At 75.0% G+C, this 11,517-nt stretch carries 12 protein-coding genes and 1 pseudogene; 5 read left to right on the forward strand and 8 right to left on the reverse strand.

From position 1 onward, the window contains the following. From ACWEVO_RS16330 to ACWEVO_RS16340, 3 genes are all read right to left on the reverse strand, one after another. On the reverse strand, positions 1-518 hold a 518-nt coding region (locus tag ACWEVO_RS16330; RefSeq protein ID WP_452308352.1), incomplete at its 3' end, for an EamA family transporter. A gap of 85 nt (positions 519-603) precedes the next feature. Beyond that, positions 604-1,308, reverse strand: a complete 705-nt coding sequence (locus ACWEVO_RS16335; RefSeq protein ID WP_452308353.1) for a TetR/AcrR family transcriptional regulator — start codon at positions 1,306-1,308, stop codon at positions 604-606. An 87-nt stretch (positions 1,309-1,395) separates the two neighbouring features. Then, on the reverse strand, positions 1,396-2,160 hold the full coding sequence (locus ACWEVO_RS16340) for an HAD family hydrolase (RefSeq protein WP_452308354.1): 765 nt from the start codon (positions 2,158-2,160) through the stop codon (positions 1,396-1,398). Between the two features lie 85 nt (positions 2,161-2,245). Between ACWEVO_RS16340 and ACWEVO_RS16345 the strand changes: the two genes are divergently transcribed. Next, complete coding sequence (locus ACWEVO_RS16345) at positions 2,246-5,047, forward strand: DEAD/DEAH box helicase (protein ID WP_452308355.1); 2,802 nt, start codon at positions 2,246-2,248, stop codon at positions 5,045-5,047. Between the two features lie 91 nt (positions 5,048-5,138). On the opposite strand, the gene ACWEVO_RS16350 is transcribed toward ACWEVO_RS16345, so the two are convergent. Together ACWEVO_RS16350 and ACWEVO_RS16355 are read right to left on the reverse strand one after the other, a co-directional pair. Then, a complete protein-coding gene (locus tag ACWEVO_RS16350) occupies positions 5,139-6,059 on the reverse strand; it encodes a 5'-3' exonuclease (RefSeq protein WP_452308356.1) in 921 nt (306 codons plus the stop codon). Positions 6,060-6,120: 61 nt separating this feature from the next. Then, entirely contained in the window at positions 6,121-6,342 is a 222-nt protein-coding gene (locus tag ACWEVO_RS16355; protein WP_452308357.1) for a hypothetical protein, read from the reverse strand. Positions 6,343-6,445: 103 nt separating this feature from the next. Here ACWEVO_RS16355 and ACWEVO_RS16360 point away from each other — a divergent pair, with 103 nt between their 5' ends. Continuing rightward, entirely contained in the window at positions 6,446-7,519 is a 1,074-nt protein-coding gene (locus tag ACWEVO_RS16360) for a DUF4037 domain-containing protein (protein WP_452308358.1), read from the forward strand. A gap of 11 nt (positions 7,520-7,530) precedes the next feature. Here ACWEVO_RS16360 and ACWEVO_RS16365 read toward each other — a convergent pair whose 3' ends face one another. Next, positions 7,531-8,142: a TetR/AcrR family transcriptional regulator gene (locus ACWEVO_RS16365; protein ID WP_452308359.1), complete on the reverse strand. Its 612-nt coding sequence runs from the start codon at positions 8,140-8,142 to the stop codon at positions 7,531-7,533. Positions 8,143-8,216: 74 nt separating this feature from the next. Between ACWEVO_RS16365 and ACWEVO_RS16370 the strand changes: the two genes are divergently transcribed. Then, the gene (locus ACWEVO_RS16370; RefSeq protein ID WP_452308360.1) at positions 8,217-9,341 is read left to right on the forward strand and encodes an FAD-dependent monooxygenase; all 1,125 of its coding nucleotides are present in this window, start codon (positions 8,217-8,219) and stop codon (positions 9,339-9,341) included. Positions 9,342-9,471: 130 nt separating this feature from the next. On the opposite strand, the gene ACWEVO_RS16375 is transcribed toward ACWEVO_RS16370, so the two are convergent. After that, positions 9,472-9,744, reverse strand: a complete 273-nt coding sequence (locus ACWEVO_RS16375; protein WP_452308361.1) for an SHOCT domain-containing protein — start codon at positions 9,742-9,744, stop codon at positions 9,472-9,474. Between the two features lie 371 nt (positions 9,745-10,115). Next, positions 10,116-10,667, reverse strand: coding sequence for a hypothetical protein (locus tag ACWEVO_RS16380; RefSeq protein WP_452308362.1), 552 nt, complete (start codon positions 10,665-10,667; stop codon positions 10,116-10,118). A 96-nt stretch (positions 10,668-10,763) separates the two neighbouring features. Here ACWEVO_RS16380 and ACWEVO_RS16385 point away from each other — a divergent pair. Both ACWEVO_RS16385 and ACWEVO_RS16390 read left to right on the forward strand, forming a co-directional pair. Beyond that, positions 10,764-11,063 (forward strand): annotated as a pseudogene (locus tag ACWEVO_RS16385) (class I SAM-dependent methyltransferase); the annotation flags it as partial. Between the two features lie 25 nt (positions 11,064-11,088). Next, positions 11,089-11,400, forward strand: a complete 312-nt coding sequence (locus tag ACWEVO_RS16390; protein ID WP_452308363.1) for a hypothetical protein — start codon at positions 11,089-11,091, stop codon at positions 11,398-11,400. Positions 11,401-11,517 lie beyond the last annotated feature (117 nt).

Consider the following 11,517-nt stretch of genomic DNA (forward strand, 5'->3'; position numbering starts at 1 on the left):
GCGCAGACGATGTACGCCGCCCACCACGCCCCGGCGCCCAGCGCCAGCCCGGCGCCCAGCGGGTCGAGCCGGTCGAAGCCGCCGTGGCCGAGCAGGGCCACCCCGGCCAGTGCGAGGCCGGCCCAGCACCAGGCGGCGACCCGTCGGGCGGTCAGCACGGACAGCACCAGCGGCCCGAGCACCTCCAGGGTGACCGCAGGGCCGAGCGGGATCCGTTCGATGGCCTGGTAGAAGATCGAGTTCATGCCGGCCAGGGCCAGCCCGAAGGCGACCACGGCGGTCCAGCCGCCCCGGCCGTGGCCGCGTAGCCGGGGCCGGCCGACGGCCAGCATCAGCAGCGCCCCGATGGTCAGCCGCAGGGTCACCGCGCCCGTCACCCCGGTACGCGGGAACAGCAGCGCGGCGACCGCCGCGCCGAACTGCACCGACAGCGCCCCGCCGAGGACCAGGCCGACCGCGCCCAGCCGACCGGAGCGGCGGACGGGAACGGGGATGGTGGCTGGCCGGTGGCGGGTCATGCCGGTGACGCTAACGCCTGCGTCGGCCGGGCTCACCGGCAGGAGCCGGCGGTGCGGCGCCCGCCTCAGTCGGGCCGGCGCGGGCTCAGCCGGGCCGGGTCGTGGTGATCCGGTCCAGCCACTCGTCGAGCAGGGCCCGCTCGGCGGCGCTGAGGTCGCTGGCCAGCTCCGGCAGGGCGGTCCGCAGCGCGACGGCGTGCCGGAGGAGCGCGTCGGCCGGGCGGCCGCGCGCCGGGGGGCTGTCGGCGGTGACGGCGGCGAGGACCGCCTCCCGGGTGTCGGGGGACAGGTGCGGATCCCGGTCCGGCGGGGGCGTCCGGATCAGGGCGAGGGTGACCCCGCAGGCCGCCGCGTGAACCATGTCGGCCGCCCGGTCGACCCCGACCCGCAGCCGGCCGGCCTCGGCCACCCGCAGGACGAGTTGGCGCAGGATGTCGGCGGCGACCCGGGTGGCGGTGGGCCGGACCGCCGGTCGGGGATCGCCGTACATGAGCGCGTAGCAGGCCGGGTTGGCGACGCCGAACTCGACGTGCATGTCCCAGCCCTGCCGGAGGTCGTCGACCGGGTCGGCGGCCGGCTCGCGGGCCGCCTTGGCGTGCAGGTACGTCGCGAAGCCGTAGCTGACGGCGGCGTCGAGCAGGCCCCGCATGTCGCCGAACTGCCGGTAGATGGTCGGCGCCTGCACCTCGGCCGCCCGGCCGACCGCGCGGGTGGTCACCGCGTCCCGGCCGCCCTCGGCGAGCAGCGCGGCGGCGGCGCGCACGATCCGGTCCCGGGGCGAGATCTCCACGCCGTCGACGATAGCGGTGCTACGCAGAGGGTGTTATCGCTGGGTGTTAGCGGAGCTGTCGTGCTGGTGTTAGCGCCGACGTGGCGCTCAGCCGGGCAGGGCGAGGTCGAGCACCGCGCCCAGCCCGTTCGGGCGGCCCGCGTCGGCGCAGGGCAGCACCAGCACCGCACAGCCGGCCCGTACCGCGCCCGCGTCGGCCTGGGTGTCGCCCACCATCAGGGCGTGCTCCGGGTCGACGCCGAGCATCCCGCACGCCCGCAGGAAGATCCCCGGATCCGGCTTGCAGCGCCCCACCTCATACGACAGCGCGTACGCGTCGATCAGCCCGTCCAGCCCCCAGGCCGCGAACAGCGGCCGGATGTCGAACCCGATGTTGCTCACCACGGCCACCTTCAGCCCGGCCTGGCGCAGCGCCTTGAGCACCGCCTCGGTGTCCGGGTACGGCACCCAGCCCTCCGGGGTCAGCACCCGCTCGTAGAGCGCCTCGGCGAACCCGTCGATGCCGGCGTCGACCGTCTCGGCCAACCCCGTGTACGCGCCCCGGTGGGCATGCTCGTAGAGGTCACGGTCGGCCCACAGCTCGGCCAGCCGGGGCGGCACCCGGGCCGGCAGCGGCCCGCCCGCCCGGCCGGCGGTGAGCAGCCGGTCGGCGAGGGCGGTGGCCCGCACCCGGTCCAGCTCCACCCCGCACGCCGCCGCGGCGGCCAGCACCCACTCGCGGGGGTCCTCCACCTGGGCGAGGGTGCCGTGGAAGTCGAAGAGCACCCCCTCCACGGGACGGCGCGACGGGCTCGGGCGGACGGCGTCGTCGGCGCCGCTCGAGGCGTGGGGTGGTTCGGCATGGTCCGGCACGTCGTGCACCCTACCGACCCGCTCCGACCGTCCTGCCGGATGGCCTTGGCCGGTGCCCGTCGGCCGTACCGATTAATCTTGAGGCATGTCGAGCCCCGCCGAGCGGTACGCCGCGGCGCGCCGCCGGGCCGCGCAGGCCTCCGCCTTCCCGGCCCTGGACGAATTCGCCCGAGACCTGGGGTTCGACCTCGACGACTTCCAGCGGGAGGCGTGTGAGGCCCTGGAGCGGGGCAGCGGAGTGCTGGTCTGCGCCCCGACCGGCGCCGGCAAGACCGTGGTCGGCGAGTTCGCCGTACACCTGGCCCTGCGTGGCCGGCCCGGCAAGCCGGCGGCGGCCGACGGCGGCGAGGGGCCCACCACCCGGCGCAAGTGCTTCTACACCACGCCGATCAAGGCGCTGTCCAACCAGAAGTACCACGACCTGGTGGACCGCTACGGCGCCGAGCAGGTCGGGCTGCTCACCGGCGACAACGCGATCAACGGCGACGCGCCCGTGGTGGTGATGACCACCGAGGTGCTGCGCAACATGCTCTACGCCGGCTCGGCCACCCTCGAGGGCCTGGCCTACGTGGTGATGGACGAGGTGCACTACCTCGCCGACCGGTTCCGCGGCGGGGTCTGGGAAGAGGTGATCATCCACCTGCCCGCCTCGGTCACGCTGGTCTCGCTCTCGGCCACCGTCTCCAACGCCGAGGAGTTCGCCGACTGGCTGGTCACCGTGCGCGGCGAGACCGCCGTGGTGGTCAGCGAGCACCGACCGGTGCCGCTGTGGCAGCACATGCTGGTCGGCAAGCGGATGTTCGACCTTTTCCACGACGCCGACGCGGCGCGCAAGCACGACGTGCACCCGGAGCTGCTGCGCTACACCCGGGACACGATGCGCCGCCTGGAGCTGGGCGAGGGCCGCAGCGCCGGCCCCGGCGGTGGGCGGCGCGGCCCCCGCTGGCGCGGGCCGATGCGCCCTGACATCGTCGACCGGCTCGACCGGGAGGGCCTGCTCCCGGCGATCCTGTTCATCTTCAGCCGGGCCGGCTGCGACGCCGCCGTGCAGCAGTGCCTCGCCGCCGGGCTGCGGCTGACCTCGCCGGACGAGCGCGCCGAGATCCGCCGGGTGGTCGAGTCCCGGATCACCGCCATCCCCGGCGAGGACCTCTCCGTCCTCGGCTACTGGGAGTGGCTGGACGGCCTGGAGCGGGGCCTGGCCGCGCACCACGCCGGCATGCTGCCGGCGTTCAAGGAGGTCGTCGAGGAGCTGTTCGTCCGCGGACTGGTCAAGGCGGTCTTCGCCACCGAGACCCTGGCCCTGGGCATCAACATGCCGGCCCGCTGCGTGGTGCTGGAGCGCCTGGTCAAGTTCAACGGCGAGGCGCACGTCGACCTCACGCCGGGGGAATACACCCAGCTCACCGGCCGGGCCGGCCGGCGGGGCATCGACGTCGAGGGGCACGCGGTGGTGGTCTGGTCGCCGGAGACCGACCCCCGGCACGTGGCCGGCCTCGCCTCGACCCGCACCTACCCACTGCGCTCCAGCTTCCGGCCGTCCTACAACATGGCGGTCAACCTGGTCGGTACGGTCGGCGCGGAGCCGGCCCGGGCCCTGCTGGAGTCCTCGTTCGCGCAGTTCCAGGCGGACCGGTCGGTGGTCGGCCTGGCGCGGCAGGTGCAGCGCAACACCGAGACCATCGAGGCGTACGGCGCCGACGCCGCCTGCCACCACGGCGACTTCGACGAGTACTTCGCGCTGCGGGTGGCCATCGCCGACCGGGAGCGCGCCATCGCGCGGCAGGGGCAGACCCAGCGCAAGGCGGCCGCGATCGCCTCGCTCGAACGGTTGCGGGTCGGTGACGTCATCCGGGTGCCCTCGGGCCGCCGCGCCGGCCTCGCGGTGGTCCTCGACCCGGCCACCGGCGGTTTCGGGGAACCCCGCCCGCTGGTGCTCACCCAGGACCGCTGGGCCGGCCGGGTCAGCCCCGGCGACTTCACCACCCCGGCCGAGGTGCTCACCCGGATCCGGGTGCCGAAGCACTTCAACCACCGGTCCCCGGCGGCCCGGCGGGACCTCGCCGCCGCGGTCAGCGGCACGGGGCTGGACCGGCACGGCGGCCGGCGCGGCGGGCGCTCCCGGCAGGCGGTCGGCGAGGACCACCGGCTCAGCCAGCTCCGCACGGAGCTGCGGCACCACCCGTGCCACGCCTGTCCCGACCGGGAGGAGCATGCCCGCTGGGCGGAGCGGCGCCGCCGGCTGGAGCGGGACACCGAGGAGCTGCGCCAGCGGGTCGCCGGGCGGACCGGCTCCCTCGCGCGGACGTTCGACCGGATCGTGGCGCTACTGACCGTGCGCGGCTACCTGACCGCCGACGGGGAGGTCACCGACGCCGGGCGGATGCTCGGCCGGATCTGGACCGAGGCGGACCTGCTGGTCGCCGAGTGCCTGCGCCGCAAGGTGTGGGACGGGCTCTCCCCGGCCGAGTTGGCCGCCGCGGTCTCGGTGGTGGTCTTCGAGGCCCGCCGGGACGTCGACGAGCGGGCCTCCCTGCCGCGCGGCGCGGTGGCCGACGCGGTCGACGAGACGCTGAAGCTGTGGAGCGACATCGAGGGCGACGAGGCCGCCCGTGGCCTCGCGGTCACCCGCGAGCCGGACCTCGGCTTCGCCTGGCCGATCTACCGCTGGGCCCGGGGCGAGGCGCTCGCCAAGGTGCTCGCCAGCGGCCACCAGATCGACGGCGAGATGCCGGCCGGTGACTTCGTCCGCTGGGCCCGCCAGGTGGTCGACCTGCTCGGCCAGCTCGCCGACTCCGGCGGGGCGTCGGCCGACCTGCGGTCCACCGCCCGGCAGGCGATCGCCGCGGTCAACCGGGGCGTGCTGGCATACCACGCCGCCGCCTGACCGGCCCACCTCGCCGGGCGGCCGAGCCGGGCCGGCGAGGTGCGGGTGTCCGGGCGTCCCGGACCGCAGCAGGTGGGCGAGACGAGCCGGGTCAGGCGCGGGCGGCGAGGGCGTCGACCAGGCGCCGGCAGGAGCCGGCCAGATTCCACTGCTGCGCCAGCTCCAGCAGCCGCTCCGGGTCGGCCGGCGCGGTGGGCAGCGCCGTGGCCAGCTCCGGCAGCGGCACGTCGGTGGCGACCCGGACCACCTTCGGCGCGACGGCCAGGTAGTCCCGGGCCCCCGCCAGCTTGGTGCGCAGGCCCGGGGCGAAACCGGACTCCCCGTCGTCCAGCGCCGCCAGGATGCCGGGCAACCCGCCGTACCGCTCGATCAGCCGGGCGGCCGTCTTCTCACCCACCCCGGGCACGCCGGGCAGGCCGTCGGACGGGTCGCCGCGCAGCGCCGCGAAGTCGGCGTACCGGTCGGCGGGCACGCCGTAGCGAGCCCGGACCGCCGCGTCGTCGCAGTCCTCCAGCTTGGCCACGCCCCGCCCGACGTAGAGCAGCCGCACCTGGCGGGCGTCGTCGACGAGCTGGAACAGGTCCCGGTCACCGGAGACCACCTCGGCCGGGCCGGGCTGGGTCACCGAGAGGGTGCCCAGCACGTCGTCGGCCTCATAGCCGGTCGCGCCGACCGCGGTGATACCGAGCGCGTCGAGCACCTCGAGGATCATCGGCACCTGCGGGGAGAGGGTGTCCGGCACCACCTCGCCGCCCTCCGGCGCCACCCGGTGCGCCTTGTACGAGGGCAGCAGCTCCACCCGCCAGGCCGGCCGCCAGTCGTGGTCGAGCGCGCAGACCATCCGGTCCGGCCGGCGGGTGCGGACGAGCTGGGCGAGCATGTCGAGGAAGCCGCGGACGGCGTTGACCGGCTGGCCGTCGTCCGTCTTCGCCGCCGACTCCGGAATGCCGAAGTAGGCGCGGAAGTAGAGGCTGGGGGAGTCGATCAGCAGGATCGGGGGTCGCTGGGCCACGTCCGCCAGCCTGACACAGCGGTACGACGTGGTGGGGGACCGGTGCCGCGTGCCCCGGGCGTCAGCCGTCATGTCGGTAGATCTCCCGGCGGGCCATCCGCTGCACGATATAGCTGGCCACGAGGAGGATGAGCGCCAGCGCCACCTCGATCCAGGCCAGCGTCCCCCGGGCGACGATCAGGCCGACCAGGAGCAGGGCCAGCCCGACCACGGCGAGCACGCCGGCCCACAACAGCCGACGTCGCCGTACGGCCGCCCGGGCCCGACCGTTCTCCGCCACCACCCCGCCCTCCCGGTACCCCGTTCCGTCAGGTTATCGGCGCCACACCCTCCGGTGGGCCGATAACCGCTGGGTGGCCGGGTTGCCCGCCCGGCAGACTGGTCCCGTGACGTTCGTACCCGGGCTGACCCTGGCCCGCCGCTTCCACGACGAGGTGGTCGCCCCGCTGCTGGCCCGGCGCCTGCCCAACCTCCGGTACGCCGCCGGCCTGCTCGACGGCGGTTCGGAGCTGCTGGGCCTGGACACGCCACGCTCCACCGACCACGACTGGGGGCCGCGAACCCAGCTCTTCGTCGCCGACCCCGACGACGTGCCGCAGGTCCGGGCCGCCCTGGACGCCGGCCTGCCGGCTGAGTTCCTGGGCTGGCCCACCCGGTTCGCCGGCGGCCCGGAGGTCCGGCTGGGGGTGGTCCGCGCCGACGGCGAGCGACACGGGGTGACCGTGGACGAGCTGGGCGGCTGGCTGCGCGGGCGGCTCGGCTTCGATCCGCGCGGCGGAGTCGGGGTCGCCGACTGGCTCGCCGCGCCCACGCAACGGATGGCCGAGCTCACCGGCGGGGCGGTCTTCCACGACGGGCTCGACGGCGCGCTCACCGCCGTCCGTGCCCGGCTGGGTTGGTATCCCGACGACGTCTGGCGGCACGTGCTGGCGGCCGGCTGGCAGCGCGTGGGGCAGGCGGAGCATCTGGCCGGCCGCTGCGCGGAGGTCGGCGACGAGCTGGGCAGCCGGGTGGTCGCCGCCGGCCTGGCCCGCGACCTGATGCGCCTCGGCCTGCTGCTGCACCGCCGCTGGCCGCCGTACGCGAAGTGGCTCGGCACCGTGTTCGCCGCGCTGCCGGCGGCCGCGCCGGTGGTCGACGCGCTGAACGCATCGATCGGACCGGGTGACTGGCCGACCCGGCAGTCCGGCCTGGTCCGGGCGCTGGAGGCGGTGGCCACCTGGAGCAACGACAGCGGCCTGGCCGCGCGGGTCGACCCCGGCGTGCGGCCGTTCCACGACCGGCCGTTCCTGGTTCTGCGCGCGGAACGGTTCGTCGCCGCCCTGCGCGCCGCGATCACCGACCCGGCGCTGCGCGACCGCCCGCCGGTCGGCGCGGTGGACCAGTACCTCGACAACGTCGACGTGCTGTCCCACCCCGAGCGGGTCCGCCCGGTCGCCGCCGCCGTGCTGCGGACCTGACCGGCGCGGTGTCAGCCGGCCCGTGCGGTGTGCGCCCGGGTGGCGAGGGCGACCTCGGTGGCCCGGCGCATGGCCTCCTGCACCGCGGCCGGGTCGCCGGCCCGGTCGGGGTCCTCGAGGAGCACCTGGAGCGCGCCGGTCACCGCGCCGACGAACGCCCCGACCAGCGCCGCCGCCGACACCCGGTCGAGCTGGTCCGGATACGCGGCGGCGAGGTGCCGGGCGATCTCGCGCTGCGCGTCGAGTTGAAGCTGCAGGGCACGGCCGCGGACGACCGGAACCTCGCGGACCAACCGCAGGCGTAGCGCCGCGAGCCGCCCACCCATGTCTTCGGTGTCGGTGGTCGCCGTGCGCAGCGCTCGCAGCAGCACCTCCGTCGGCCCCTCGTCCGGCGCCCGGTCGGCGATCGCCTCGACCGCCGCCCGCACGCGGTCGTCGCTCTCGGGGAAGAGCAGTGCCTCCTTGCTCGGGAAGTAGCGGAAGAAGGTCCGGGTCCCCACCTCGGCCGCGGCGGCGATGTCGGCGACGCCGGTTCGCTCGTAGCCGTGCCGTTCGAAGAGCTCGACGGCGGCGTCGACGAGCGACTGCCGGGTCCGGGCCCGCTTCCGGTCGCGCAGGGACATACCGACATGGTACGGCACGGAGAGCCAAATGGCAGTCATTGCATATTGGCGTCGAGTGCCAATACGCTCGACGCATGCGCACCGTACTGATCTCCGGTGGTGGTATCGCGGGCAACACGCTCGGCTGGTGGCTGGCCCGGCGCGGCTTGCGGGTCACCGTCGTCGAACGCGCCGCCGGGCAGCGGTCCAGCGGCAACCCGGTCGATGTGCGCGGTCCCGCCCTGCCGATCGTCACGGCGATGGGCCTGCGGGACAAGCTGCGCGCGGCCGCCACCCCGGTGACCGGCATGCGGCTGGTCGACGACGCCGGCGCCACCGTCGCCCGGGTGCCGATGTCCGCCTCGTCGAGCGAGCCGGGGCTGGAGATTCCCCGCGCCGACCTCGCCGCGATCCTGCACCGGGCCGCCGCCGACGACGTCGAGTTCCGGTACGACGACACGATCACCGGGCTGGCTGAGGATGCCCGTGGTGTGGACGTCACCTTCGCCGCCGGTGCGCCCCGCCGGTTCGACCTCGTCGTCGGGGCGGACGGTCTGCACTCAACGGTGCGCCGGATCGCCTTCGGGCCGGAGGCCACCTATGTGCGCCACCTCGGGGTGTGGGTGGCCACCCTGCCGCTCGGCGCACCCGCCGACGACCCGTACAACGTGCTGCTGTACAACTCGCCCGGGCGGCTGGTCTCCGTGCACCCGGCCCGGGGCAGCGCCGTGGCCGCCTTCATCTTCCGCGGCGGCCTGGTCGACGGCTTCGACCACCGCGACCTCGCGCAGCACAAGCGACTCGTCGTCGACGCGTACGCGGGGCAGCGGGGCTGGCGGGTGCCGGAGCTGCTGGACCGGGTACGCGCCGCCGCCGACCTGTACTTCGACAGCGTCAGTCGGGTCCGCATGCCCCACTGGTCCCGCGGCAGGGTCGTGCTGGTCGGCGACGCCGCCTCCTGCGTGTCGCTCTTCGGCGAAGGGTCCAGCCTCGCCGTCGCCGGCGCGCACAGCCTCGCCGAAGCGCTGGCCGAGACCGCCGACCACACCACGGCGTTCGACCGGTACGAGACGGCGCACCGCCGCCGCACCGAGCCGAAACGGCGGGCCGCCCGGTACGCGGCCGGGCTGCTGGTGCCCCGCACCCGGTTCGGACTGGCCGCCCGCAACGCCTCCGCCCGGTTGCTGACCGGGATCCGGGGCCGCGCGGCCACCGTTTGATCCCGGGAGCGACGTCAGGTCGCGTCATCGCCGGCCGCAGGCCCGGCGCTCGCCCACCGGCCCTTCGCGGGCAGCGCCACGTGGGCGCCGGATCACCCTGACCCGGCGCCCACGCGGCAACCCTTGACGGTCAGGGCTTGCCGCGCAGGACGGCCCGGCGCTGCTTCAACTCCTCCTCGCCGATCTCGCCTCGCGCGAATCGCTCGGCCAGGACCCGCTCCGCCGCGCTGCGCGCCGACCGGGTCGGCGACCTGCGGTAGATCAGGTAAGCCAACGACGACAGCACGAGGAGCCAGAACAGGGCCGGGAAGATCAGCCACCAGCCCGGCCGGCCGTCCCACGCACCGGGGCCGCCTCCCCACCCGGGGTGGGCGTAGGCGTACGCCACCACTTCCGCGAACATCGGGTGCTCCTCTCGACATCAGGCTCGCTTCCGCTCGCCCGCTGCCTCCGAGGGTGCCCGCCGGCGCGGCTGCCGTCGTCAGCCCGGCGACGACACCCGCACTACGTCGTACGTGGTACCTGCCAACGCCCCGGGCACCGGATGGCGAGTGAGCGCCCGACGATCTCGGTGCGAATCTTGTGTGCCATGACGTGCCCCCGCCGACGTGGTCGCGCGTTTCAAGGGAACCCACCGCCGGTGCGGCGGTGGGTTCACGCGGTGCCTGCGGATGCCGGTGACATCGAGGAGGCGGCGGGACCTGCCCGGTGAGGCCGAGCGGGAGACGTGCGCTCGCCGGTCGCCGCGAATCGTTCGGCGGCTGGCCCTCGCCGTCAGCGCCTGCGCAGCTCCGACTCCAGCCGTCCGACGAGCGTCTTGCGGGCCCTGCCGCCGCGCTCGCGGCGCAGTGCCGCCCTGAGCTGATCGGTGTCCAGGTCGCGGGCCAGTTTCACCGCTTGGGCGACCGGCATCTCCGACAGTTGCTCCGCCACCGTCACGTCCCGCCGGGCCCGCTTGGCGGGCCCCGTGTTCGACACGAACTGGCGGCCGGTTCGGGACGCCTCCCGCTTTTTGCGGTCGGTGGCGCGCCGCTGCTCCTCGGAAAGCTCCTCCCAGGCCTGCTTGGGCAGGTATCGGCCCGTCTCGCCGTTCCGGCGCGCCCGAGCCGTGCCCTCCCGGGTCTGCCAGTCCTCGGCTCCCCACCGTTGCAGGGACTTCTGCCGCTCGTCCTTCGGCCCCTCGTAGCCCCCGCCGCGCCGCTGGTACTCCTTGGTGAGCAGCTGCGACTTGCGCGCTGACCACTGCCCCGGCCTGCCCCCCTTGTCGGAGGCCTGAATGTCCTTCTTCAGCTGCTCACGGAGTTCCGGCTTCGTGTACCGCGCCATGAGCCGGCAATACCCGGCGAGAGACGCAGCGAACACCCGACCGCAGGTTCGGCGACGGCCGGGCGCCGCTGCCGAGCCGGATGCCACAATGCCGGAATGTCGTCGGACGCCTGGGCCGCCTTGGCGAACCCGTTCGTCGAAGGTGCCTATGCGTCGGTCAAGGGGCAGGTGCGCACGTACGTCCTGCATGCCCAGCTGCTGCGGTACCTGCCCAAGCCGCCGGCGAGCGTGCTGGACGTCGGCGGGGGAGCGGCCCACCAGTCGCTCCCGCTGGCCCGACTCGGCTACGACGTCACCGCGCTGGACCCGTCGGCGGCGATGCTCGCCAACACTCAGCAGCGGCTGGATGCGGAGCCGGACGAGGTCCGCCGGCGGGTTCGGCCGGTCGAGGCACCGGGCGAGCGGGCTCAGGCGGCGACCGGTGGGCGGCGGTTCGACGCGGTGCTCTGCCACGGCGCTCAACGCCCGTACGCTGGCGGTCCGCCCGGCGCTCGACCGCCGCTGGGCCGACGCCCTGGCCGCCTTCGACGCCACCGGCGAAATGGGCGTGCTCGGCGTCGACACCCGTGGCGACACCGTCGAGGGACTGTCCGGCCTGCTGCGGCAGAACGGGGTGGACCCCGAGCGCTGGTACGGAGTCTGGTTGTTCTCCGACTGGCTTGACCTGCCGGTCGACGGCACCGACGTGGCGGCGGTGGCCGCCGTGGAGCTGGAAGCGAGCGTCTCTAATTAGCTTAGGGATCCTTAGTAGGATTGGGTTTCCGGGATCGTTTCCCACCTGGGTGGGGTCGCGTGGGCGTGGAGGTGGAATCCGGCGCCCAGGGCGGCTCCTCGTGGCCGGTGGCCGGTG

The sequence above is a fragment of the Micromonospora sp. NPDC003776 genome, from assembly GCF_053605645.1.